A 24,205-nucleotide genomic window follows, 5' to 3' on the forward strand; every position below is an offset into this window, starting at 1 on the left:
TAGGTAAATTATTGAGGTGAGCTTATTGTGATTGATAAGAAACAAATGATAATCATTAAGGGTACAAAGGACGGACTAACATTATTCATTGAGGATCAAGCGTCGTTTGAAGAGGTTATGGATGAACTAAGTGATAAACTTGCAGAGAATAATCCCAGCCATGATGAACCAGTGGTATCTGTAACAGTGAAGTTAGGGAACAGATACCTTAATGATAAGCAAAAAAAACAGTTAAGTGATTTGATAGGTAATAAAAACCGTTTCTCTATACAATCCTTTGATTCAGAAGTCATTCGCAGGGATGAGGCAATAACTTGGAAAGAGGATAGTGAAATCAAATCAATTAATAGAATAGTAAGGTCGGGCCAGGTTTTAGAAGTGGTTGGAGACCTGCTGCTGATAGGTGATGTGAATCCTGGTGGTAAAGTAGTTACAACAGGCAATATTTTCATTATGGGCAGTCTTAGAGGAATCGCGCATGCTGGACTAAATGGTGATCGTGATGCAGTAATTGCTGCATCATATATGAAACCTAGTCAACTTCGTATAGCAGATTATATTAGCCGAGCTCCAGATTATGAATCTGAGGGAGTTTATATGGAATGTGGTCTGATTGATGAGAAACAGGATAAGATTGTTATTGACCGACTTCAAGTTCTTTCACATAAACGAAAAGAGATAAGCGGGTTTGAAAGGAGAATGCAGAATGGGTGAATCAATAGTAATAACTTCTGGTAAAGGAGGAGTTGGTAAAACAACCACAACTGCAAATATCGGTACTGCTTTGGCTTTAATGGAGAACAAGGTTTGTCTTATTGATACAGATATTGGTTTGAGAAACCTTGACGTTGTAATGGGACTCGAAAATCGTATAATCTTTGATATTGTTGACGTTATTGAGGAACGCTGTAAACTTAAACAAGCATTAATAAAGGATAAGCGATTCGATCATTTAACACTTCTACCTGCAGCACAAACTAGTGATAAGACAGCAGTAACAACTGAAGGAATGCAGAAAATTGTTGAAGAATTAAAACAGGAATATGATTACATTATTATTGATTGCCCGGCTGGGATAGAGCAAGGATTCCAAAATGCAATTGCTGGAGCAGATAAAGCGATTGTTGTAACTACCCCTGAGAAATCGAGTGTTAGAGATGCAGACAGGATTGTAGGATTATTGGAAAAAGAGGATATAGAATCTCCAAAACTAGTAATAAACCGTATTCGTAATCATATGATGAAAAGCGGAGATATGTTAGATATAGATGATATTATTCAAATTTTATCTATCGACTTAATAGGTATTGTGATTGATGATGATGAAGTTATTAAAGCGTCAAATCACGGTGAACCTGTTGCTTTTCAGCCAAATTCAAAGGCATCAATTGCATATCGAAATATTGCTCGGCGAATATTAGGTGAGACTGTTCCACTACAGTCACTTGAAGTTGAAAAAGGCGTGTTTCAAAAGGTTAAAAGTTTCTTCGGAATGCGCTCATAATATAAAATTTTTACATGTGAAAAGCCACATATAGGTTTTTTGCATGTTTTTTTATCTAAAAGATAGGAAATTAATTTTAAATGGTTTCCCTATCAAGATTGTCACATCATTCTAATCCCGTTCGAAGAATTCTACTATTATTCTTAACATATCCTTAACCTTTTGCACATAGACTTGTACAAAAGCATGATGAGGGTTGTGAGGATAATGAATAAAGGGATTAAAAAAGTAAGAAAATCAATTAATCAACGGAAAAAAATGCGAGGATTGAATCCAAAAGATAAACATTCAAAGCAATTCTTGCCATCTTTTCCACAGGAAGAAGAGAAACATGGCTATTTCCCTATTTTCACCGACAACACCAGTACGTCAAAAAATACTAGTCAGCGTGTTTCTGGATTTGCTGTCAAGGGAATTCTTTCAGTAATGCTTTTCTTTGGTACAGCCCTGTTGTTCCAAACTGATGCAGAATTATTAATAGGGCCCAAAAAGTGGACAGGCAATGCCTTAACTGAAGAATTTCCTTTTGCTAGCGTCAATCAATGGTATCAGGAAACATTTGGAGCGCCAATGGCATTGGCACCAAATCAGAATCAAAATGCAGATGAAGGACAATCACTTGCTTTACCTGTTTCGGGAAGTGTGTCAGAATCATTTCAAGCAAACGGTACTGGAATTCTGATAGCACCTGAAAAAGCGTCGAATATATCATCTTTACGTGAAGGCGTGGTTATATTTGCGGGAAATGATAAAGAGACTGATAAGACAGTAATTGTCCAGCATGCAGATAACAGCAAAACGATTTATGGATATTTAAGTGCCGTTGATGTTCACTTGTATCAGTTTGTGAATAAAAATGAAGATCTAGGAAAATTCACACCATCTGCAGACAATGAAATGGTTTATTTCGCAATTGAAAAAGATAATGAATATGTGGATCCTGTACAGGTGATTAAAGTTGATGACTCTCCGTAGATTTATTCCTGCAATACACATTCATCCGATATTATTAATATTTATTATCGTTTCATTTCTGACTGGTACATTCATAGAATTAATGATTATATTAGGAATTGTATTATTCCATGAATTTGGTCATTTCATAATGGCTAAAGTGTTTAAGTGGCGTATTAGAGGAATTATGTTATGGGTTTTTGGTGGTGTAATGGATACCGACGAGAATGGGACAAGCCCCTTGTCTGAGGAAATAATGGTTACCATTGCAGGGCCATTTCAACATTTATTCATCTATGTGCTGCTATTATTTTTGTCTGCAAATAGTATAGTACCATCTTCGATTATCGAGTTGGCATTCTTTTATAATAGTGCAATACTATTATTTAATTTACTGCCGCTTTGGCCTTTGGATGGTGGTAAGCTATTATTCCAGATTCTTTCAGCATTATTACCGTATCGTAAGGCGTACGATTATGTTATTATTTTTTCAATATGTACTTGTATTATATTCTTAGTCGTACAATTACTTTTCATCCCGTTCACACTTAGTGCTTTTATGCTATTTCTATTTTTACTTGTTGAAAATAGGTCAGACTGGAAACAGCGTTATTATGTTTTCATTCGCTTTTTGTTGCGACGATATCACGGTGAGTCTTATATAAAGGGGGATCGCCCCATAGAAGTATCACATCATATTTTTTTGATGGATGTATTCAGTAATTTTTATCGAGAAAAGAGACATTCTATATATGTTACATTTCCTGGAAATATTCGGGAATCTATTGATGAGATGGATTGTTTGCACAGTTATTTTCATGAGAGAAATTACAGTAAGCAAATTGGTGAAATTACAAGTCATCTTTCAGGGTGATTTTCTATGCGGTAGCTTGACAAATGTTTCCCAAACGTGGTAACATCAATACGTTAAACATCGTAGCGCCAGTGCTACAACCGCGCAGAGCAGGTTATAAACTCGAAATGTCGGGTACCTGTAATGGCGAGTCTTAGTTGATTAGGGAGGTGCAAGATATGTACGCAATTATTGAAACAGGCGGTAAGCAAGTGAAAGTTGAAGAAGGACAAGAAATCTACGTTGAAAAAGTAGAAGCAGATGCAAATGAAGCTGTTACTTTTGAAAATGTTCTTTTCGTAGGTGGAGATGATGTTAAAGTAGGTGCGCCATATGTAAGTGGTGCAACAGTAACGGCAAAAGTTGAGAAACAGGGTCGTAAGAAAAAGATAACTGTTTTCAAATATAAGCCAAAGAAAAACTATCACCGTAAACAAGGTCATCGTCAGCCATACACAAAATTAGTTATTGATAAAATTAACGCATAAAGGTTTTGGCTTATGATTAATGTAACTGTATATCGAAATAATAATCAAATTACCATGTTTGAATTATCCGGACATGCAGACAGTGGTCCGTATGGCTATGATTTAGTTTGTGCAGGAGTTTCGGCTGTATCATTTGGTGCAGTAAATGCAGTTATGGAACTGTCTGAAGCAGAGCTTGAGATCGAACAGGGAGATGAAGGTGGATATCTTTGTGTAACTGTTCCTGATCAGTTGGATAAGGCTGTTTCGGATAAAGTTCAACTTTTGTTCGAAGGTATGTTTATTTCATTAGAAACCATAGAACGTGAGTATAGCAAGTTTGTTACTATTCAAAGTAAATAAGGAGGTGCAACAACATGCTACGTCTAGATTTACAGTTTTTCTCTCAGAAAAAAGGTGCAGGTAGTACTAAGAACGGTCGTGATTCAGAATCGAAACGTCTTGGTGCAAAACGTGCGGATGGCCAGGTTGTTACTGGTGGATCTATTTTATTCCGTCAACGCGGGACAAAAATTTATCCTGGTGTTAACGTAGGCCGCGGTGGAGATGACACATTATTTGCAAAAATCGATGGTATCGTTAAATTCGAACGCTATGGTCGTGATCGCAAAAAAGTGAGTGTATATCCTGTTGCCCAGGAAGCTTAATAGGTATTTAAAAACTCCAGCCAATTTCATGGTTGGAGTTTTTTTTAGCAGTTAAGAAAGTATAAATACTTCCATGCTGCATAAGTGCAATTAAGGTTTACGTCACTTGGCGACAATCCAAGTTTTTTAATGGTATACTTTCTTTACTATCGGGGGGAGAAATATGGAGGAAAAGGATGTTATAGAGATTCTGCGCCATTATCGCCATGATTTACTGAACCACCTACAGATTATCCAAGGTTATTCAAGTATGGGTAAGACAGACAAGGTAAACGCGAAAATTGCAGAATATCTGCAGCTCTTGGATGAAGAACGGAAACTAGTTAATTTAAATGTGCCATTGTTTGCATTATCATTAATTCAATTCGATTCCCTACATACCAATTTTCTTTTGACATATCATATACATACAGAGAATAAAGACTTAAAGCATATAGATGAAGCGTTGGTAAGTAGCACTAGTCAGCTTATGAACGAGATTAAAGATATGGCTGATGAAACAGAATTATATGAAGTGTGTTTACAAATGTGTGAAGTGTCTTCATCATCTATGATAGAATTAAAACTTAATGTTAATGGCAATTTACCTAATATTGAAAAGTTAATGAAAAATATAGAAAGTATGGAACTGGTTATAGAGACACATCAGGATTCAGATGGAATCGTGTGTTTAGTTAATATCCCATACTAATGAGGTGAGCAATAATGTTTGTAGATCAGGTTAGTGTATATGTTAAAGCAGGGGATGGCGGAAATGGCCTTGTGGCATATCGTAGAGAAAAGTATGTCCCTTTAGGTGGACCTGCAGGTGGTGATGGAGGCAATGGCGGCAATGTTGTTTTTAAAGTTGATGAAGGACTTAACACATTAATGGACTTCCGATATAACCGTCATTTTAAAGCAAAGCGCGGTGAGAATGGGATGAGTCAAAATCAGCACGGTAAAAATGCAAACCCATTAATTATAGCTGTACCGCCTGGCACAACGGTAGTTGATGAGGAATCAAAAGAAGTGATTGCAGATTTAACCACACATGGTCAAGAAGCTGTGATCGCTAATGGAGGCCGTGGAGGACGTGGGAATTCTCGTTTTGCTACTCCAAGGAATCCTGCACCAGAGATAGCAGAAAACGGTGAGCCTGGTCAGGAACGTAATATTAAAGTGGAATTAAAATTACTTGCAGATGTGGGATTAGTCGGTTTTCCAAGCGTTGGAAAGTCTACATTATTATCAGTAGTTAGTGCTGCAAAACCTAAGATAGCTGACTATCACTTTACAACGTTAGCGCCAAACCTTGGAGTCGTTGATACAGCAGATAATCGGAGTTTTGTGATGGCTGATTTACCAGGTTTAATTGAAGGTGCCCATGAGGGGATTGGATTGGGTCATCAATTCTTACGTCATGTTGAGCGTACTCGAGTAATTTTACATGTGGTTGATATGTCTAGTTTTGAAGGCAGAGATCCATACGATGATTTTGTGAAGATTAATCAGGAGTTAGAAGAATATGATAAACAGTTGATGGAAAGACCACAAATTATTGCAGCTAATAAGATGGACATGCCTGGTGCTGAGGAAAACTTACAGGAATTTAAAGCGAAATTAACAGATGAATATCCCGTCCATTCTATCTCTGCATTAACGAAAGATGGATTGCGAGACATTTTGTTTGAAATTGCAGACACATTGGATAAGATACCTAAGCATTCTAATGTGATAGAAGATGTTGATGAAAAGGTTGTCTATCGGTATAAAAAAGAAGAAACTCCATTTACGATTACGCGAGATTCTGATGGTGCATATGTGTTGTCAGGTACTAAAATAGAAAAATTATTTAAAATGACTGATTTTGCCAAAGATGAAGCGGTACAGCGTTTTTCTAGGCAAATACGCGGAATGGGTGTTGACGACGCTCTACGGAAACGTGGAGCTAAAGACGGTGACACCATTCGAATTATGGATTTTGAGTTCGAATTTATTGAGTAGGCATAGTAGGTATTTGCGATAAGGGGGACTAGGATATGGTGAAAATAGGTTATTTAGGGCCACGTGGCACATTCACAAAATTAGCTGTAGATACTGCATTTAACGGGGAAGACAAACACAGCTTCGATACGATTCCGGAATGTATAGATGCTGTTGAAGAAAATCGAATTGATATTGGTGTAGTTCCACTTGAAAATGCAATTGAGGGAACAGTACAGTTAACAGTTGATTATCTTGTACATCAAGTGAGGTTACCAATTATTGCTGAAATCGTTGTACCAATACAACAGCATTTACTTGTAGACTCAATTTTCTCAGGTGATTTATCAAACTTGGAAGAAATTCATTCGCATAGTCATGCAATTGCACAGTGTCATCAATTTATTCATAAATATATGCCTGATGCAGCAATAAATTTTACGTCTTCTACTGGAAAGGCAGCTGAGGTAGTTAGCAAAAGTGACAAGAATATTGCTGCTATTGGCAATAAGCTGGCAGCCGAAGAATACGGGTTAAGGATTTATCAGGAAAATATTCATGATTACCCAAATAACCATACAAGATTTGCAGTGTTGGCAAAAAATGAAGACATTGTTAAGATAAAACACGATAAACAAGCTGAAAAGACCAGCTTATTAATAACGTTGCCGAGTGATTATGCTGGTGCACTTCATCAGGTGCTTTCTGCGTTTGCTTGGCGTAAAATGAATCTGTCAAAAATAGAGTCAAGACCCATGAAAACTGGGTTAGGAAATTATTTTTTTATAGTAGATGTCAATCAACCATACGATGGTGTACTTTTTCCAAGTGTTCAGGCTGAATTGGAGGCACTGGGATGCAAGGTAACAGTCTTAGGTACTTATCCCGTTTACCAAATGAATATCTAAAATTAGCCGTTTACCTTTTAAATAGGGTGAACGGTTTTTGATTTTTGGCTCTTTCGTAAGTTTTGTTGCTTTTTAATCGTCATAGTTGATATAAACTGCGAACTAACTGCTAGAATAATCTCTATAAACTCTCGTCCCGCTGTCCGGGGTCGCTACGGGCGGATGCGCACCTTAGGGCACGGCCTCAGCCTCCTCGAGAAAACCACTCTGCGGGGTCTTCGGACACGTGCTATTCCCGCAGGAGTCACCGCCCTCCGCTCACCCGGACTAGTGTAGCTGTCACACATTTATTCTATAGCGATTCCTACTCCAGTCAACAGCGAAGTGTATTTCCGGAGCGGCATAATAGCACTCAAACTTTTTGAAAAGTACTTCGCAGTTTATATCAACTAGGTATTGATTTTATTTACAAAGCAATAATCTTTTAGAAAAGCCTTAATTTTTTGCGGATAGGAAAGTGAAATTTTTGGTAACCAGTATAAGTGTAACTAAGACTTTTGCTATTACACCCTGGTAATAACCAAGTCTTGTAAAAAAATTATTTCAACTTTTACAATTTCTTTGCATATGTTGTTAATGAGTGATTTGCCTAGTTTTAAATTGAAACGAAAGGAGTATGGTTTGATTTGAAAATTCACATTGTACAAAAGGGCGATACATTATGGGAGATAGCTAAAAATTATGGAGTAGATTTCGAACAAGTAAAACAGTTAAACCCGCAATTATCTAGCCCGGATATGATAATGCCTGGCATGAAAATTAAAATACCCAGTACATCAAAGCCAGTTAAGAAGGAAACAATGCAGATGAAAGAAACTCAAAAGCCGACCACACAGCAACCGTACAAAGACACCTCTCCAAAGCCTATACCAGTAGTTAAAGAAGATGATGAGAAAAAGCCAAAAAGCTTACAACCGAAAACGCCTATGCAGCCGAAAATGCAACCAAAAATGCCTATGCAACCTATGATGCAAATGCCAATGATGGAACAAGAAATGAATAACTATACCACTATAAACTTGCCTGAGATGCCTCAATATCCAATTCAAGAGGAAGAGCCAGAAAAGATGCAACAAATGCCTATGCAACAGCCAATGATTCCAATCTATTGTTTCTGCCCTCCACCTCCGATGCACCACGCTGTTCCAAATGCAATGGGGAAGAAAGATTGTGGATGCGGCGGATCACAACCAATGGTGAGCCCAATGCCTAATCAGCACCCAAATCAATACCCAGATCTGAGTCAAATGCCAATGCAGTACCCAAACCAGTACGCAGGTCAGAGTCAAATGCCAATGCAGTACCCAAATCAGTACGCAGGTCAGAGCCAAATGCCGATGCAGTACCCAAATCAGTACGCAGGTCAGAGCCAAATGCCGATGCAGTACCCAAATCAGTACGCAGGTCAGAGCCAAATGCCGATGAATAATAATCCGTACCATTATGGAAACATGATGGAATCAATTGAGTCTTCGCCTAGTATGGAGATGCCTGTGAAACCAACACAGAGCCCTCAGTTGAATAATTTCAGTCCATTTAATGCACAGGTTCCACCGCAGACAATGGGAGCACAGCAAGGATTTCATTCACCAAATATGCCACCACAATCATACCCACATTTCGCAAATGCCGCTAATAATAATATGCCATATCCATCACCACCAGGTTTTGATGATAATTCAATGTTTGATTTCCGCGAAGATGAAGATGAGGACGATTCGAAAGGTGAGTAGCTTTATTCAAGGAGACGAGATGAATTATGATCGTCTCTCTTCTTTTTTATATAAAAATGGAATGCTTGATACACGAGACATGAATAGTATCAATCGTAATGTTTTTTATATAAAAACTTTTAATGACAAATCCTTTATTTTAAAAAAGCATCGTAATAAAACACGAATGGAACAACAATGGAGTTTTTTTGAACAGATAAAATCTCCTGATATAATCCCGTTTGAACACTTTCCAAATCAGAAGAAATTTATTTATGACAAATCATACTATTGGACAATATCTCCTTATATTCGTGGAAAAAAATTAAATTATCTAGTTGACAAAGATAGAATAGAAAGTCTGGAAACGTTAAAGAAATTTCACGGGCAAGCTTCAGGAATTAATGTGTTAAATCGTTTAAAAAAAGATATATTTTACCTTCGTTGGTATAAAAGATTACAAACATTTAAAAAGACATATTATATTTTTGAGGATTATCATTTTAAATCATTGTTTGAGGATATAGTACAAACGACAGAAAAACAGTTGCAGATTGTTTCTGAAATTCCGTGGAACAGGTTGGAGCAAAAAGCTAAAATAAATGGCAATTGGGTACATGGAGATGTCGCTTCTCATAATTTTATTCGTAATCAAAAAAGAATATTTATAATCGACTTTGATCTTCTTTTATGTGCACCACAATTATACGATTATATTCAGCTGGGACAGCGCTTTTTACCGTATATAAACTGGAACCTAAATAGATTGCTTTCTTACAATATGGTTGAGGAGAGATATTTAAAGGCATGGTTATTAGCTATATTGATACCAAGTGACGTACTAAGGGAATGGATACACTTTTTGTATAATACCTCAAATAATTCAATTCATAATTATTTATCCAAAATGGAAGCGGACTGGTTGAAAAGGCAATCATTTTTAAATAGTGCTAAATTAATGCTAAAATCAATATAGAAATCGTTAATTTAGATAAGGGAGCGGAAACATTATGGAAAAAGTAGTAGATGAGATTGTGCAATGGTTGCAGGAACGCGTAAAAGAAGCTGGGGTAAACGGATTGATGGTAGGTGTAAGTGGTGGTCTTGATTCTGCGGTTGTAGCACACTTGATTCAGCGAGCATTTCCTGAAAATTCCCTAGGTGTTATGATGCCTTTGGATAGCAATCCAAACGATATGGTTCACGCAAAAAAAGTAATTGAAAGCTCCAGGATACATGAACTTACTATAGATCTTACAGAAACACATCATGTAATGTATGAAAATATTAAGAAACAACTAAAACAAAAAAATGAATTCAAAGAGAAAAATGATCAGCTGGCAGGAGCTAATCTTAGAGCAAGATTACGCATGAGTTCGTTATATACTGTTGCAACTAATTACAATTACCTGGTTGTCGGAACAGACAATGCAGCAGAGTGGTACACGGGCTATTTCACAAAATATGGCGATGGCGGAGTAGATATTTTACCAATTGTAGAATTTACGAAACAAGAAGTAAGAGAAATGGCTAGTTATTTAGGCGTTCCAGATGAAATTGTTCATAAGGATCCAAGTGCAGGACTTTGGGAAGGACAAACAGATGAAGCTGAGATGGGTACAACTTATGATAAAATTGATGCCTATTTAAAAGGTGAGGAAATTCCGGAAAAAGATAAAGAGGTTATTGAAAGAATGCATAGTCGTACTGCACATAAGCGAAATCCTGTAAAACAATTCAATTTATCGAAATGATAATTCCCTTTATTTAACTGTTTAAAAAAATCTCTCTTATACAATCTAATGGTAAGGGAGGTTTTTTTATGTCGATAAAAATTCTAACAATAATTTCAGTCATTATTTTTGCTTTGGTTGGATGTGGAACAGAGGAAGGAAAGCAAGATAACACTGAAAATATGAATTCACAGCCGATTAATTACGAAACGAAAGAAGAACAAAAAGAACGAACTGGTAATAAAGAACCAAATCTTGGTGAAAAAGGCGGGTATCCTCAAAGCGAGCAAACTGAGATGAACGATGGTGACGCTAGCGGTCAAAGTGATTTATATACCAATCAAACTTCCATTTTAATAAGTAAGAAATTAAAAGAACGAAGGGAAGTTATTCAAGCCCAAGTTGCTGTAACTGATGATAAAGCAATTGTTGGAGTGATAATAAGCCCTAGTTCACCTCCAAACATGAGAAAAATCCTAAAACAAGAGGTTCATGAAATGGTACCAAACCGAGAAGTTGAAGTATATACAGATGACATTTACTGGGATCGTATGCGAAATAAGGATGCAAAGCTGGACCAACTAAATGGTGATATGAATGAGTTTCTCAATGAATTTTTTAATACTACGAGGGATTAAAGTCTTTGCGATGCAAAGGCTTTTTATTCTTTAAGAAACTGGAACTAAAAAAAAATTTAAGTGCTGAGGATAGATGGACTTCGGAATCAGCCACGTCCAGATCCGGCATACTGACAGAAGTACTAGTGCCCGGACACCACAGGACGTGGCGTTCTCACCGGCTAACGCCTAGTAAACTTCCTTCTCTACGATAAGATATAAAGGATGTTCGATTAACATTACCACATCGTGTGGCAACGTCGAACTCTTCCACGTCCTGTGGGACAACTTACACTCTTCGTATATCCTTTTCGCTTTCCAAGCATAAGATTCACTTTGACTTTCCCCATCATTGGCGATAAGCCTGGTTTATCTAATCTTAGGGGAAAGGAAGATCGACTAATCCGGCCGGCTTCGACCCACCTGCAGCGCTGCGAACATACCATACGGCGCTGAACATGCCCTTGCTCTTTTGTTCTTTACTTATCTTTTTATTAGTATCGTTTCTCATCCTGTTTAGGTGGTGTTGTTTTAGAAAATATTTTTAAGTTTTAAATGACACTTTTTTTATCTGGGATTCGATTGTAGTAGTAGAACCATCACTTTAATGATTCAGCTATTTTTGGTATAGTTAAAAAGGGAAATATACAGAGAGGAGAATGTCCTATGGCTGGTCATTCTAAATGGAAGAATATTCAAAAGAGAAAGAATGCACAAGATGCAAAAAAAGGAAAAGTATTTATGCACCATGCTAAAGAAATCTATACGTCAGCCAAGCAAGGTGGAGGAGATCCGGAAATGAATGCCTCCCTTAGATTAGCAGTTGACAAGGCTAAGGCTGATAACATGCCGAACGAAAATATTGATCGAGCAATTAAGAAAGCAACAGGAGCACTGGATGGTGCTAGCTTTGAGGAATTAACTTACGAAGGCTATGGTCCAGGTGGTGTTGCTGTTATTGTCAATATTTTAACAGATAATAAAAATAGAACTGCTGCTGAAATTAGGCATGCCTTTAAGAAGAATAATGGAAACCTAGGCGAAAATGGAAGTGTATCCTTTATGTTTGACCGAAAAGGATATATTGTTATTACAAATGAGGACGGAGCAATTGATGAAGAAGAAATCACACTGGGGGCCATTGAAGCAGGTGCAGAAGATATAGTCATAGAAGAGGGCGCATATGAAATAATTACAGCACCAGAGGATTTTAATGCAGTGTGTGAATATTTACGTGAAAGTGGTTATCCATTGGAGAGTTCAGAGATCACCTTCATTCCACAAACATATAGTTCTCCTTCTGAAGATGATGAGAAAAATATGCTGAATCTGATTGAGATGCTTGAAGACAATGAAGATGTTCAAGATATCCACCACAATTTAGAGGAGTCAGAATAAGGCAACAAAACTTCTATTCTTGCGATATGAGAATGGGAGTTTTTATTCCTTATGTGTATAGTTATGTTAGAATAGGTGCAGGAATGTAAAGGAGAAGGTCGGATGATTGCATACATAAAGGGGACATTATCAACTATTCAGGAAGATGCAGTAATTGTGGATGTACAAGGAGTTGGGTATGAAATTGTTTGTGCTAATCCTTTTTTATTTCAGTCTGAATTAAATAATGAGATAACAATAAATACGTACCATTATGTGCGGGAAGATACACAGGTACTATATGGCTTTAAAAATGAAGATGAAAAATATCTGTTCACAAAGCTTATTTCCGTCTCAGGAATTGGGCCAAAAGGTGCGTTAGCAGTTTTAGGAAGTGTTGACGTAACAGGTTTTGTTGAAGCTATTGAGCGAGAAGATGATAAATTTTTGACAAGTTTTCCTGGGGTAGGTAAAAAAACAGCCAGACAAATTATTCTAGACTTAAAAGGTAAGCTAACCTCTATGGTTTCTGTTTCCGGTGAACAGGAAATAGTAGATACAAGTAACCCGAAGACAAGTGATAGTATAAGTGAAGCTCAGGAGGCTTTGAAATCGTTAGGCTACACAGAACGTGAAATTAAAGCAGTCGTTCCACAGCTGCAATCAGAAAATAATAGTAATACGGATGAGATTATTCGAAAAGCACTTGCATTACTAATGAAAAATTAACAAGGGGGGGATAATATGGATGAGCGAATGGTCACAGGTGAATTACAAAATGAGGATTCTACTGTTGAGCTTAGTCTCCGCCCTGTAAATCTAAATCAGTATATCGGTCAACAAAAAGTTAAAGAGAACTTAAGTATTTTTATTCAGGCAGCAAGAATGCGTGAAGAACCACTTGATCATGTACTGTTATATGGACCACCAGGTCTTGGCAAGACAACACTGGCAGCAATTATTGCGAATGAAATGGGTGTACAGTTCCGATCTACTTCTGGTCCTGCGATTGAACGAGCCGGGGATTTGGCAGCTATTCTGTCATCACTTGAACCAGGTGATGTACTGTTTATCGATGAGGTGCATCGGCTTCCACGGGCTGTTGAAGAAGTGCTGTACCCTGCAATGGAGGACTTTTTCCTTGATATTGTAATTGGTACAGGTCCCAGCGCGAGATCAGTTCGGATCGATTTACCTCCATTCACGCTTGTTGGTGCAACAACACGCGCCGGTTTACTGTCAGCCCCATTACGAGATAGATTTGGTGTACTTAGCCGGCTGGAATTTTACGAAGCTAAAGATCTATGTTCAATTGTAGAACGGACTGCAGATATATTTGAAACGACAATTACCAAAGAAGCAGCCGGTGAAATTGCGCGGAGATCAAGAGGAACCCCACGAATTGCCAACCGTTTACTAAAGCGAATTCGTGATATCTCTCAAGTGAAGGGTGAAAAAGAAATCAGTTTAAAAACCACTGACCTTGCACTGGAAATGCTGCAGGTAGATGATGCTGGATTAGATCATATTGATCACAAGCTGTTAAAAGGTATTATAGATGGTTTTCAAGGTGGACCAGTTGGTTTGGATACGATTGCAGCAACAGTTGGAGAAGAGTCTCAAACGATTGAAGATGTATATGAGCCATATTTATTACAAATTGGGTTTATCCAGCGTACACCAAGGGGTAGGCTAGTAACCCCGAAAGCTTACCAACATTTTGGAATATCAGGGAACGATACATGATGAACGCAGGGAAATTATTTATACTCCTAGGTATTATATTTGTAGTGATTGGTTTGATTTGGACATTTATTGGCAGGCTTCCTGGTGATATTAGTTTTAAAAAAGGAAATTTTTCATTTCACTTTCCAATCATGACTTCCATTGTTGTAAGTATTATTTTGACACTTGTGTTTTATATCCTGGGTAAATTTCGGTAAATATAGTAAGGAGAGCATCATGAACATAGAGGATTTTGATTTTGAATTACCAGAAGAATTAATTGCTCAAACACCACTAAAGGAGCGTGCTTCATCTCGTTTATTAGTATTAAATCGAGACACGAAGGAAGTTGCACACAAGTATTTTACGGATATTAAGCAGTACCTTAAAAAGGGTGATTGTCTTGTATTAAACAATACGAGAGTTTTACCAGCAAGGCTGTATGGCGTAAAAGAAGATACAAGTGCTAAAATAGAAGTACTGCTTCTTCACCAGCAAGATGAGGATGAATGGGAAGTACTGGCAAAACCAGCCAAGAAAGTTAAAGTAGGGACAACGCTCGTATTCGGTGAAGGTAAAATTCGTGCAACATGCACGGCGCTTAAGGCTCATGGCGGCCGAATTTTTGATTTTTCATATGAAGGCATTTTTTACGAAGTTCTTGATGAGTTAGGTGAAATGCCATTGCCTCCATATATAAAGAAACAACTATCTGAAAAGGAACGCTATCAAACTGTATATGCAAAAGAAGAAGGGTCAGCAGCCGCCCCTACTGCCGGATTACACTTTACAAATTCACTATTGGATGAGTTAAAGAGCATGGGTGTAACTATTGCATTTATTACGTTACATGTCGGGTTGGGCACATTTCGCCCGGTCAGTGTAGATAATATTGATGACCACACGATGCATGCTGAATTTTATCATATGACCAAAGAGACTGCTAATACATTATCACAAGTTAAACAAGCAGGTGGAAGAATTATTTCAGTTGGTACCACTTCTACAAGAACACTAGAAACTATTGCCAGAGATAATAATGGACAATTTGCAGAATCGAGTGGTTGGACTGATATATTTATTTATCCTCCATATCAATTTCAAGCAATTGACGGGCTAATCACCAATTTTCATTTGCCTAAATCAACATTGATTATGTTAGTAAGTGCACTCGCTGATCGGGAGAGTATTTTAAATGCATATAATGAAGCTGTTAAAGAAAAGTATCGATTTTTCAGTTTTGGTGATGCGATGTTAATCTTATAAAAAGGAACGAATATAATGACAGCAATTACGTATGAACACATTAAAACTTGTAAACAGACAGGTGCAAGACTTGGGAAAGTACACACGCCACACGGCTCATTTGACACACCCACATTTATGCCTGTTGGCACATTGGCTACAGTTAAAACCATGAGTCCAGAAGAACTCCAGCAAATGAATGCAAATATTATTCTATCTAATACATACCATCTTTGGCTAAGACCTGGTGAGGACATTATTAGAGAAGCTGGTGGTCTTCATAAATTCATGAATTGGGATGGAGCAATATTAACCGATTCTGGCGGATTTCAGGTTTTTAGCTTAAGTAAAATGCGTGACATTAAAGAGGAAGGCGTGCATTTTCGGAGTCATTTGAGTGGAGAGAAGCTTTTTCTATCACCAGAAAAGGCAATGGAGATTCAGAATGCATTGGGCTCAGATATTATGATGGCATTTGATGAATGTCCGCCATACCCTGCAACACATAATTATATGAAAGCTTCTGTGGAACGAACGTCACGCTGGGCTGAACGCTGTTTGAATTCTCACCAGCGCCCCTCTGACCAAGGTTTATTTGGAATTATCCAAGGCGGAGAGTATGAAGAGTTGCGTAAACAAAGTGCAGCTGATTTAACGTCAATGGATTTTCCTGGATATGCAATAGGGGGTCTTTCTGTTGGTGAACCAAAGGATGTTATGAATCGTGTTCTGGAATTTACTACACCATTATTGCCGAGCAATAAGCCGCGGTATTTAATGGGGGTAGGATCACCTGACTCGTTAATTGATGGAGCTATTAGAGGAATTGATATGTTTGATTGTGTACTACCGACACGTATTGCCCGCAATGGTACATGCATGACATCCAATGGCAGACTAGTCGTCAGAAATGCGAAATATGCACGAGACTTTAGTCCAATTGATGAGAATTGTGATTGTCATGTATGCAAAAATTACTCCCGTGCTTATATCCGACACTTAGTCAAATGTAATGAAACATTTGGATTCAGACTTACTACTTACCATAATCTCTTTTTTCTGTTAAAATTAATGGAACAAGTACGAGCAGCTATTAATGATGATCGACTTGGCGATTTTAAAGAAGCATTCTTTGAACAATATGGTCTTAACCAACCGAATGCAAAAAACTTTTAGGAAAGGAGGGAATTATTAATGGATATGCTAATATCTCTAGCACCGATTATTCTAATGTTTGTTATTTTTTATTTCTTGCTTATTCGTCCGCAACAGAAAAAACAAAAGCAGGTTAAACAAATGCAGTCTGATCTTCAAAAAGGAGATGAAGTAATAACAATCGGCGGCTTTCATGGTGTTGTTCATGCAATTGACGAGAGCACTGTTATTATTCAATCCGGTGATGGTGTTAAACTTACGTATGATCGTACAGCCATCCGCGAAGTAAAAAGCAACCAATAATAAATAAAAGCACTAATACTTTATGATTATACATAAAGGAAACAAAAGAAGCTGGTACATTGTGTACTAGCTTCTTTTCTATATGATTTAATTATTATTTTCTGTTGCTACAAAATTAACTCCGATGACTCCACCTATAATTGCTGCTAAGATAAACCCAATATGATGGAGTGACTGTTCTATCGAAAAAGCCTGCTGATAACCAAGGTACTGTACTAGGAAAGTAAAAAATGTAAATCCGATCCCCGTCATAGAGCCGATGATCCAACCTTTTTGCTTACTCTTGACTCCTGCAACAAGCCCTCCTATAAATAAGCAAATTAAACCTATTGCTAATGTTAGCCATGATAAAGTGGTTTCTTCCATTGTTGTAAATCGAAGTAAGAAGGCCAGAATAATACTAGTTAAAAGAATTAAACCGAGAATTATAATCCAACCATACATCAGGGCAGTAAATTGCTGTTTTTGCATGATGCTAATCCCCCTTTCCATTGTTTGTCCATGTACTTTCATTCTATTCAGGTAAATAAAAAATAGACTGAAAATATTTTGCATATCTCAGCATATATTTGTAAGAAGAGATTATTTTTATCATGAAAGAGGATGCTGCATGGAAGTAATATTAGCAACTGTTATTTTTATAATTAGTTACATTTTTATTATGACTGAGAAAATAAATCGCGCTGTTGTTGCACTTTCTGGCGGGGCCTTATTGTTGTTAACTGGGGTTTATAGTGCCAATGAAATGTTCATGCACTATATTGATTGGAATACTATTGCTTTATTATTCTCCATGATGCTACTTATATCGATAACGGAAAAGACAGGGCTTTTTTCCTTTATTGCTATTCGATTTGCACAGAGAGTTCGTGGTTCACCTATTCCATTGTTTATTGGAGTAAGTATATTGACTGCTATTGGATCAGCGTTACTTGATAATGTTACAACGGTCTTGATATTTGTACCAATTATTCTTAAAGTTACGAAACAATTAAGTCTTCCTGCATTTCCATATCTGCTAATTATTATTTTTAGTTCTAATATTGGAGGTACTGCCACACTTATAGGTGATCCACCAAACATAATGATTGGACAAGCTGTTGACCATCTTACCTTTCTATCGTTCGTTAATCATCTGGCACCACTGGCTATAATTATTTTTATAATAATGCTGGCATTAATGGTGCTGTTGTTCAGAGGCACATTAACTGCTCAGAAAACGAACATACACGAATTAATGGCAATGGATGCATCATCATTTCTGGTAAAATCACCTATGTTATATCAATCTGTTTTTGTGTTAGTTCTTACATTATCAGGCTTTATGCTTCATTCAATTTTGCATATTGAACTGACGATAATAGCGCTAAGTGGAGCGATACTACTTTTGCTGTTAACAGAGAAAGAAATTGAAACAGAGCATATCTTTGCAAAAGTTGAATGGGTTACATTGTTTTTTTTCATTGGATTATTTACCTTAGTAGGTGGGCTTGAAGAAGTTGGGATTATTGATGAAATGGCCAGAGCGATTGTTCGTTCAACAGAAGGTGATTTTTCAAAAACTGCTATACTTATACTATGGATTTCGGGACTATTTTCAGGAATCGTCGATAACATACCATTTGTTGCAGCAATGATTCCAGTAATAGAAGAATTTGAGAGTTATGGAATGGTTTATTTGGATCCCATATGGTGGTCATTAGCATTAGGAGCATGTTTAGGAGGAAATGCAACATTGGTTGGGGCCTCTGCAAATGTCGTGGTTGCAGGATTAGCTGAGGGTTCAAATCAAAAGATACCATTTATTCGATTTATGTTGTATGGAATACCATTTGTACTGTTTTCGCTTATTATATCAACTATTTATGTTTACGTTCGCTATCTAATTCCGTATATGTCACAAGGACTATAAGCAACATAACGCTTAAGAAAAGCGTTATGTTGTTTTTGTTTTGTTATTTTCTGAAATAGTAAGCGAAATCCAGCGTAGGATATACACGGAGACCCCAGTAGGCACCAGCTAAAAGCGGTCACGTCCTGTGACCAATGCCGGTACTAGATCGTCCTGTCCGTCGTAGCAACAGCTGAAGATCCCGCAGAAAATGGAAGCCTTGCCCTATAAGTCGCGAAGTCTATTTCCGGAGCGGTGGCATAGCATTCAAATTTTTTTCCACATTATGTCTCAATATATATCAACTACTTGTTTAGGTTTATTGTTTGGAGAAAGCAAGAATTTTTTAATGTACCCATTTCTGGAGAATTGGTATTTGTCTTAACTCTTCTTTTGTAATGAATTTTAAAATGAAGAGCAGTGCAATGTATACTATCGTTAAAAATAGGATGACTATGATAAATAGGAAAGGATTTGAATCAAATCCGGAATAGATACCCTTAAAGAAGTTCCCAGCCATATATGTTAGTGATAATAATAAACCCATCTTCATTAAATCTTTAAAAGGTATCGAAAAGCCTATTTGTTTATACAGACTGCCCAGATGCAATAATGTTACTAGAACCACGCCAACGGACATTGCAATTGCAACTCCCATGATTCCAAATTCAGCATTGGATGCCAATAGAAATAGTACAATAAACTTACATGCAGCACCGAATAAACTATTCCACATTGCAGGTTTTGCTAAATCTAACGCTTGTAATGCCGCTTGTAATGGAGCTTGAATATAGAGTAAAATAAAAAAAGGTGCCATTAATACTAGAAATCTGCTAGCATTTCCTGTTCCGTACATATACGTTAGTATTGGCACGGCAAACAACGAAAGGACAATGGTTGCTATCGCACCTGATGCAAATGAAATCCTGATAGACTGATGAATTCGGTAATGAATTAGTTTCTTGTTGTTAGTTGCTTCAGCTTCTGAAATTGATGGGACTAAAGCGATGGACAGGGATTGTGTAATAAATGTTGGTAAAAATAGTAATGGTAATACATACCCGGTTAGCTCGCCATACTGTTTTGTTGCCATGGAACTTGATACTCCAGCGATAAGTAAGCTTTGCGCTACGATTATTGGTTCAAGGAAGTAAGAAAAGGACCCAATTAACCGACTGCCTGTGCTTGGTAACGCAATTGAAAATAGTTCTACTAATGTGTTTTTACTTGATTTTACGTATTTAAAAAAGCGGTGCCGAATACTTACTATTTTCTTTCGTTTAAATAAGTGAATCATAAATAACAGTGATGCAAGTTCACCAAGAATTACACTGAACATTGCTCCAGCTGCAGCAAATTCGACTCCAAATGGTAGTAATAATTTAATGAAGAATGCCACACACGTAATCCGGACGATTTGTTCAATTACTAATGCATAACTTTGTGGTTTCATATTTTGCCGGCCTTGGAAGTAGCCTTTTAGTACTGAAGAAATTGCTATAATAGGAACGATTGGACTTATCGCAATTAGTGGGTACATTGTACGTTCATCAGTAAGTAAGGTTGTGGCAATAAATGGTGCGGCAGCGATCATGCCAATTGTAAAAATGACACTTGATATACCTGTTACGAGTAATGATACGACAAGAATTTTTTTAATTTTATGTGTATCATTTCTGGCTTCGGCTTCTGATACCCGTTTGGAAATTGCGACAGGAAGGCCGAGCTGTGTTAATGTAATCACAAGGAAAAGAGTTGGTAGAGCCATCATATAAAGACCAACACCTTCTTCGCCCATAAATCTAGCTATAACCAGTCGGTTGATGAAGCCTAATAAACGTGTGATCATACCTGCTATTATTAAAATTAGTGTACCTTGTAAAAATGTTTGTTTGGTCAATATTGCCGACCTACCTTCTCAAAAAATAAATTTTCATATACAATGATATATATGCAAAGAAGTGGGCCAAGCATGACAAGCATTATTATATAGATTGGATTGTCTAGAGGGAGGGGAATCACTTGGAAGTTATAAAAAATGTCAGAGAGTGGAAACCTGATGTATTGTTAGCTTTAGAGAGTAAAGTAAACGAATTCAAGTTAATGGGTTATGCACAGGCATCAAATGAAAATATATGGAAATGTTTAGAAGAAAAGGTATGGAAAGGCAATCCACCGAAACGTTTATTTGAGGTGACTCAGGATATTCTCCATCTTTCATCAAACATTTACATGAGTTACTTAACCGTTAATGCATACCAGGATAATGATTTAATGGCTTCAATAAATGCTCTAACCAAAGGAAATTTGGAAGAGTCTGAATAGATTTTACATAATGTTTTACCCAAGAGATATAAAGGGAGGCAATTGGAAGATGAAAAACAGAGGCAAGATCGTTGCCTTTTTTCTAATCGTACTAATATTTGCGGGGACGATTGGGTCAACGATAACAGGAATTGCGAAAGACGTTAATCTAGGATTGGATCTTCAAGGCGGGTTTGAGGTTTTATATCAAATTGAACCTGTTGATGAAGGAGAAGAGACAGATAGAGAGTTACTTGAATCCACTGTACGAATACTCAATGAACGTGTGAATCGCTTGGGGATTAGCGAAGCAAATATTAATATTGAAGGTGAAGATCGAATTCGTGTACAGCTTGCTGGGGTGGAAAATCAAGGTGAAGCAAGAGAGCTGCTATCCACATCAGCACGCCTTACATTGCGGAATGTTGAGGATGAAGTACTTCTTGACGGGTCAGACATACAAGAAGGTAGTGCGAAACAAGATTTTAACCAGAAAACGAACCAGCCTATTGTCACCTTACAATTAAAAGATGCATCAAAATTTGGGGAAATAACAAGTAATCTTGCTGCCAAAGAAGACCCGATGGTTCCATATCCTCAAAAAAAGAACTTGCTCGTGATCTGGATGGACTATCAAGAAGGGGATTCATTTGCTGAGGAAGTGAAGAAGGAAGATCCGAAATATGTATCAGCCCCTAAAGTTGATGAAACATTAAACACAACAAATGTTATGATTAATGGTGACTTCACAGTGGAATCTGCTCAACGACTGGCTGATATCATTAATGCAGGCTCACTTCCTGTGAATATGACAGAATTGTATTCAAATACGGTAGGTGCACAGTTTGGTGAAGAGGCGCTTAATAAGACCGTATTTGCAGGGGTTATTGGTATAAGTCTAATCTTTATATTTATGATTGCATTTTATCGTTTCCCAGGATTAATAGCTGTAATCAATTTAAGTATTTATATATATTTAATTCTATTAGTTTTTGAACTGATGAATGGTGTGCTAACGCTGCCAGGAATAGCCGCGCTAATACTTGGTGTTGGTATGGCTGTTGATGCGAATGTCATTACATTTGAGCGGATTAAAGAGGAAATTCGCGAAGGTAAATCATTACTCGCATCGTTTAAAGCAGGAACGGCAAATTCATTACGGGCTATTGTTGATGCCAATATTACAACGATGCTTGCTGCTGCTGTTTTATTCATATTTGGTACAAGCTCGATTAAAGGGTTTGCGACGATGTTGATTGTTAGCATCCTAGTAAGCTTCATAACAGCTGTTTATGGTTCAAGGCTATTATTACGATTATGGATTAAAGCAAAATTTCTTAAAAATCGACCAGCATGGTTTGGGGTTAAGAAGAAGGACATTAAGGATATCGCCGATGTAAGTGAAGTAGAACCTAAAATCTTTAATCGGAAGGTTAATGTTGTTCAACATAGAAAAAAATTCTTTATTGCATCAGCGTCAATGGTTATTCTTGGTGGTATTTCACTAGGTATTTTTCAATTAAACCCTGGAATTGATTTTACCAGTGGGTCAAGAATTCAACTTGCTGCAGAAGATACATTAGACACAGAGGCAATTAAAAACAGTCTGGAAGAGCTGGATTTAGAGGCAAAATCTGTTGTTCCTGCAGGTGATAATGGCGAGAATGTAATTCTTCGTTATGAAGAGGTAATTGATGAAGACAGAATATCAGAAGTACAGACGTATTTTCAGGAGAATTACAATGCAAATTCCAGTGTGAGTGTCGTTTCACCAGTTGTTGGTGAAGAACTAGTTAAAAACGCCCTTTATGCACTGGCCATTGCATCAATTGGTATGGTTATATATGTCACACTTCGATTTGAACTATTCTTTGGTTTAACAGCAATAATTGCTTTAATCCATGATGTTTTCTTCGTGTTAGCAATATTTAGCCTTACCAGAATTGAATTTGATGTTACAATAGTTGCTGCGATTCTAACCGTCATAGGTTATTCAATAAATGATACGATAGTTACCTTTGACCGAATTAGGGAAAATCTACGCAAAAAGAAACGCGTCAAATCATTTAAGGAACTTGCTGGCATCGTCAACAAGAGTTTGGTACAAACCTTTACACGTAGTATAAATACAACACTTACTACAATGATTGCTGTATTGGCATTCTTATTCCTTGGAGCACAGCCAATTACTGGTTTTGCAATTGCGCTAGCTGTAGGATTGTTAATAGGTACGTATTCATCCTTGTTCCTTGCTTCACAACTATGGTTAGTATGGCGCGGAAAAAATATTAAGGATAAACCTGTTGTATTTGCTAAGAAGAAAAAAACAGAAGGACCACAAGTGTAATACAGATAAGACCCCTGTTGTTGTAACTACAGGGGTCTTGTATATGGTTAATAATAAGGAAAAAAGGGTACTTTAGTAGAAGCACTATTTTTAGAAGGAGGAATTGGAATTGAGAGGGCAATCATATGTTATTCTAGCAATTATATTCGTTATTATTGTTGCAGTGTTTGCAATAATAAATGTTGATCCGGTTGAAGTTAATTACTTATTTGGAAGTGGTGAGGCACCATTAATATTAGTAATACTGTTCTCCGTTTTGATGGGTGGAATTATTACAGCTTCTGTTGGTTTAATGAAAATAATTCACTTGCAGCGTGAGCGGAAATCTCTTATAGCTGAGAATAATCAGTTAAAAGAATCGGTAGAGGAAAACCATACAACAGATGTTGAAAACGAAGAAAATCTAGATTCGGAAAAGAACAATCTATAAACGTTAATTGCGACCCTTGGCTTACTCTAGTATAATGGATTAGTCAG

The 24,205-nt window shown here is 37.1% G+C and carries 27 protein-coding genes and 1 other annotated feature; of the genes, 25 read left to right on the forward strand and 2 right to left on the reverse strand.

The window, feature by feature from the left end:
- Positions 1–27 precede the first annotated feature (27 nt).
- The 21 genes from minC (at position 28) to yajC (ending at position 17,186) form a co-directional block, all read left to right on the forward strand.
- Complete coding sequence (gene minC, locus BLS02_RS07710) at positions 28–714, forward strand: septum site-determining protein MinC (RefSeq protein WP_092492432.1); 687 nt, start codon at positions 28–30, stop codon at positions 712–714.
- Positions 707–1,504 carry a septum site-determining protein MinD gene (gene minD, locus BLS02_RS07715; RefSeq protein ID WP_092492433.1) on the forward strand — a complete coding sequence of 266 codons (798 nt, stop codon included), beginning with the start codon at positions 707–709 and terminating at the stop codon, positions 1,502–1,504. The genes minC and minD overlap by 8 nt, the downstream gene beginning before the upstream one ends.
- 207 nt (positions 1,505–1,711) lie before the next feature.
- Complete coding sequence (locus tag BLS02_RS07720) at positions 1,712–2,479, forward strand: M23 family metallopeptidase (protein WP_092492434.1); 768 nt, start codon at positions 1,712–1,714, stop codon at positions 2,477–2,479.
- The gene (locus BLS02_RS07725; protein WP_092492435.1) at positions 2,466–3,332 is read left to right on the forward strand and encodes a site-2 protease family protein; all 867 of its coding nucleotides are present in this window, start codon (positions 2,466–2,468) and stop codon (positions 3,330–3,332) included. The genes BLS02_RS07720 and BLS02_RS07725 overlap by 14 nt, the downstream gene beginning before the upstream one ends.
- 68 nt (positions 3,333–3,400) lie before the next feature.
- Positions 3,401–3,476 (forward strand) — a sequence feature (ribosomal protein L21 leader region).
- Positions 3,477–3,490: 14 nt separating this feature from the next.
- Entirely contained in the window at positions 3,491–3,799 is a 309-nt protein-coding gene (gene rplU / locus BLS02_RS07730) for a 50S ribosomal protein L21 (RefSeq protein WP_092492436.1), read from the forward strand.
- Between the two features lie 12 nt (positions 3,800–3,811).
- Positions 3,812–4,141, forward strand: a complete 330-nt coding sequence (locus BLS02_RS07735) for a ribosomal-processing cysteine protease Prp (protein WP_092492437.1) — start codon at positions 3,812–3,814, stop codon at positions 4,139–4,141.
- A gap of 14 nt (positions 4,142–4,155) precedes the next feature.
- Complete coding sequence (rpmA, locus tag BLS02_RS07740) at positions 4,156–4,446, forward strand: 50S ribosomal protein L27 (RefSeq protein WP_092492438.1); 291 nt, start codon at positions 4,156–4,158, stop codon at positions 4,444–4,446.
- A gap of 163 nt (positions 4,447–4,609) precedes the next feature.
- Positions 4,610–5,137, forward strand: coding sequence for a Spo0B domain-containing protein (locus BLS02_RS07745; protein WP_092492439.1), 528 nt, complete (start codon positions 4,610–4,612; stop codon positions 5,135–5,137).
- Between the two features lie 14 nt (positions 5,138–5,151).
- Positions 5,152–6,432 (forward strand): GTPase ObgE, encoded by a 1,281-nt coding sequence (obgE, locus tag BLS02_RS07750; protein ID WP_092492440.1) that lies wholly within the window; start codon positions 5,152–5,154, stop codon positions 6,430–6,432.
- A 35-nt stretch (positions 6,433–6,467) separates the two neighbouring features.
- Positions 6,468–7,319, forward strand: a complete 852-nt coding sequence (gene pheA, locus BLS02_RS07755; protein ID WP_092492441.1) for a prephenate dehydratase — start codon at positions 6,468–6,470, stop codon at positions 7,317–7,319.
- Between the two features lie 626 nt (positions 7,320–7,945).
- Positions 7,946–9,052, forward strand: a complete 1,107-nt coding sequence (gene safA, locus BLS02_RS19395) for a SafA/ExsA family spore coat assembly protein (RefSeq protein ID WP_092492442.1) — start codon at positions 7,946–7,948, stop codon at positions 9,050–9,052.
- A 19-nt stretch (positions 9,053–9,071) separates the two neighbouring features.
- Positions 9,072–10,007, forward strand: a complete 936-nt coding sequence (locus tag BLS02_RS07765) for a protein kinase family protein (RefSeq protein WP_092492443.1) — start codon at positions 9,072–9,074, stop codon at positions 10,005–10,007.
- 34 nt (positions 10,008–10,041) lie between these two features.
- Complete coding sequence (gene nadE, locus BLS02_RS07770; RefSeq protein WP_092492444.1) at positions 10,042–10,785, forward strand: NAD(+) synthase; 744 nt, start codon at positions 10,042–10,044, stop codon at positions 10,783–10,785.
- A 68-nt stretch (positions 10,786–10,853) separates the two neighbouring features.
- Positions 10,854–11,402, forward strand: coding sequence for a YhcN/YlaJ family sporulation lipoprotein (locus BLS02_RS07775; RefSeq protein WP_092492445.1), 549 nt, complete (start codon positions 10,854–10,856; stop codon positions 11,400–11,402).
- Between the two features lie 645 nt (positions 11,403–12,047).
- Positions 12,048–12,779 (forward strand): YebC/PmpR family DNA-binding transcriptional regulator, encoded by a 732-nt coding sequence (locus BLS02_RS07780; protein ID WP_092492446.1) that lies wholly within the window; start codon positions 12,048–12,050, stop codon positions 12,777–12,779.
- A gap of 102 nt (positions 12,780–12,881) precedes the next feature.
- Entirely contained in the window at positions 12,882–13,487 is a 606-nt protein-coding gene (ruvA, locus tag BLS02_RS07785) for a Holliday junction branch migration protein RuvA (RefSeq protein WP_092492447.1), read from the forward strand.
- A 15-nt stretch (positions 13,488–13,502) separates the two neighbouring features.
- Positions 13,503–14,504: a Holliday junction branch migration DNA helicase RuvB gene (gene ruvB / locus BLS02_RS07790; protein WP_092492448.1), complete on the forward strand. Its 1,002-nt coding sequence runs from the start codon at positions 13,503–13,505 to the stop codon at positions 14,502–14,504.
- On the forward strand, positions 14,501–14,701 hold the full coding sequence (locus BLS02_RS07795; RefSeq protein WP_175559462.1) for a DUF2905 domain-containing protein: 201 nt from the start codon (positions 14,501–14,503) through the stop codon (positions 14,699–14,701). The genes ruvB and BLS02_RS07795 overlap by 4 nt, the downstream gene beginning before the upstream one ends.
- A gap of 19 nt (positions 14,702–14,720) precedes the next feature.
- Entirely contained in the window at positions 14,721–15,749 is a 1,029-nt protein-coding gene (queA, locus tag BLS02_RS07800) for a tRNA preQ1(34) S-adenosylmethionine ribosyltransferase-isomerase QueA (RefSeq protein ID WP_092492449.1), read from the forward strand.
- 15 nt (positions 15,750–15,764) lie between these two features.
- On the forward strand, positions 15,765–16,904 hold the full coding sequence (tgt, locus tag BLS02_RS07805) for a tRNA guanosine(34) transglycosylase Tgt (protein ID WP_092492450.1): 1,140 nt from the start codon (positions 15,765–15,767) through the stop codon (positions 16,902–16,904).
- Between the two features lie 18 nt (positions 16,905–16,922).
- The gene (yajC, locus tag BLS02_RS07810) at positions 16,923–17,186 is read left to right on the forward strand and encodes a preprotein translocase subunit YajC (RefSeq protein ID WP_092492451.1); all 264 of its coding nucleotides are present in this window, start codon (positions 16,923–16,925) and stop codon (positions 17,184–17,186) included.
- Positions 17,187–17,273: 87 nt separating this feature from the next.
- On the opposite strand, the gene BLS02_RS07815 is transcribed toward yajC, so the two are convergent.
- Complete coding sequence (locus tag BLS02_RS07815) at positions 17,274–17,657, reverse strand: TIGR04086 family membrane protein (protein ID WP_092492452.1); 384 nt, start codon at positions 17,655–17,657, stop codon at positions 17,274–17,276.
- Between the two features lie 139 nt (positions 17,658–17,796).
- Here BLS02_RS07815 and BLS02_RS07820 point away from each other — a divergent pair, with 139 nt between their 5' ends.
- Positions 17,797–19,098 carry an ArsB/NhaD family transporter gene (locus tag BLS02_RS07820; protein ID WP_092492453.1) on the forward strand — a complete coding sequence of 434 codons (1,302 nt, stop codon included), beginning with the start codon at positions 17,797–17,799 and terminating at the stop codon, positions 19,096–19,098.
- 325 nt (positions 19,099–19,423) lie between these two features.
- On the opposite strand, the gene spoVB is transcribed toward BLS02_RS07820, so the two are convergent.
- Positions 19,424–20,977, reverse strand: coding sequence for a stage V sporulation protein B (gene spoVB / locus BLS02_RS07825; RefSeq protein ID WP_092492454.1), 1,554 nt, complete (start codon positions 20,975–20,977; stop codon positions 19,424–19,426).
- A 122-nt stretch (positions 20,978–21,099) separates the two neighbouring features.
- Between spoVB and BLS02_RS07830 the strand changes: the two genes are divergently transcribed.
- From BLS02_RS07830 to BLS02_RS07840, 3 genes are all read left to right on the forward strand, one after another.
- Positions 21,100–21,402, forward strand: coding sequence for a post-transcriptional regulator (locus BLS02_RS07830; RefSeq protein ID WP_092492455.1), 303 nt, complete (start codon positions 21,100–21,102; stop codon positions 21,400–21,402).
- A gap of 49 nt (positions 21,403–21,451) precedes the next feature.
- Positions 21,452–23,728, forward strand: a complete 2,277-nt coding sequence (gene secDF, locus BLS02_RS07835; protein ID WP_092492456.1) for a protein translocase subunit SecDF — start codon at positions 21,452–21,454, stop codon at positions 23,726–23,728.
- Positions 23,729–23,837: 109 nt separating this feature from the next.
- Complete coding sequence (locus BLS02_RS07840; RefSeq protein WP_092492457.1) at positions 23,838–24,158, forward strand: LapA family protein; 321 nt, start codon at positions 23,838–23,840, stop codon at positions 24,156–24,158.
- The last annotated feature ends 47 nt before the right edge of the window (positions 24,159–24,205 follow it).

This window comes from Virgibacillus salinus, assembly GCF_900102415.1.
Lineage (GTDB): Bacteria > Bacillota > Bacilli > Bacillales > Amphibacillaceae > Lentibacillus > Lentibacillus subterraneus.

Coding starts and splice junctions, on each gene's coding strand:
- minD (WP_092492433.1), top strand. CDS start 707: ATGGGTGAATCAATAGTAATAACTTCTGGTAAAGGAGGAGTTGGTAAA.
- BLS02_RS07720 (WP_092492434.1), top strand. CDS start 1,712: ATGAATAAAGGGATTAAAAAAGTAAGAAAATCAATTAATCAACGGAAA.
- BLS02_RS07725 (WP_092492435.1), top strand. CDS start 2,466: ATGACTCTCCGTAGATTTATTCCTGCAATACACATTCATCCGATATTA.
- rplU (WP_092492436.1), top strand. CDS start 3,491: ATGTACGCAATTATTGAAACAGGCGGTAAGCAAGTGAAAGTTGAAGAA.
- BLS02_RS07735 (WP_092492437.1), top strand. CDS start 3,812: ATGATTAATGTAACTGTATATCGAAATAATAATCAAATTACCATGTTT.
- rpmA (WP_092492438.1), top strand. CDS start 4,156: ATGCTACGTCTAGATTTACAGTTTTTCTCTCAGAAAAAAGGTGCAGGT.
- BLS02_RS07745 (WP_092492439.1), top strand. CDS start 4,610: ATGGAGGAAAAGGATGTTATAGAGATTCTGCGCCATTATCGCCATGAT.
- obgE (WP_092492440.1), top strand. CDS start 5,152: ATGTTTGTAGATCAGGTTAGTGTATATGTTAAAGCAGGGGATGGCGGA.
- pheA (WP_092492441.1), top strand. CDS start 6,468: ATGGTGAAAATAGGTTATTTAGGGCCACGTGGCACATTCACAAAATTA.
- BLS02_RS07765 (WP_092492443.1), top strand. CDS start 9,072: ATGAATTATGATCGTCTCTCTTCTTTTTTATATAAAAATGGAATGCTT.
- nadE (WP_092492444.1), top strand. CDS start 10,042: ATGGAAAAAGTAGTAGATGAGATTGTGCAATGGTTGCAGGAACGCGTA.
- BLS02_RS07775 (WP_092492445.1), top strand. CDS start 10,854: ATGTCGATAAAAATTCTAACAATAATTTCAGTCATTATTTTTGCTTTG.
- BLS02_RS07780 (WP_092492446.1), top strand. CDS start 12,048: ATGGCTGGTCATTCTAAATGGAAGAATATTCAAAAGAGAAAGAATGCA.
- ruvA (WP_092492447.1), top strand. CDS start 12,882: ATGATTGCATACATAAAGGGGACATTATCAACTATTCAGGAAGATGCA.
- ruvB (WP_092492448.1), top strand. CDS start 13,503: ATGGATGAGCGAATGGTCACAGGTGAATTACAAAATGAGGATTCTACT.
- BLS02_RS07795 (WP_175559462.1), top strand. CDS start 14,501: ATGATGAACGCAGGGAAATTATTTATACTCCTAGGTATTATATTTGTA.
- queA (WP_092492449.1), top strand. CDS start 14,721: ATGAACATAGAGGATTTTGATTTTGAATTACCAGAAGAATTAATTGCT.
- tgt (WP_092492450.1), top strand. CDS start 15,765: ATGACAGCAATTACGTATGAACACATTAAAACTTGTAAACAGACAGGT.
- yajC (WP_092492451.1), top strand. CDS start 16,923: ATGGATATGCTAATATCTCTAGCACCGATTATTCTAATGTTTGTTATT.
- BLS02_RS07815 (WP_092492452.1), bottom strand. CDS start 17,657: ATGCAAAAACAGCAATTTACTGCCCTGATGTATGGTTGGATTATAATT.
- BLS02_RS07820 (WP_092492453.1), top strand. CDS start 17,797: ATGGAAGTAATATTAGCAACTGTTATTTTTATAATTAGTTACATTTTT.
- secDF (WP_092492456.1), top strand. CDS start 21,452: ATGAAAAACAGAGGCAAGATCGTTGCCTTTTTTCTAATCGTACTAATA.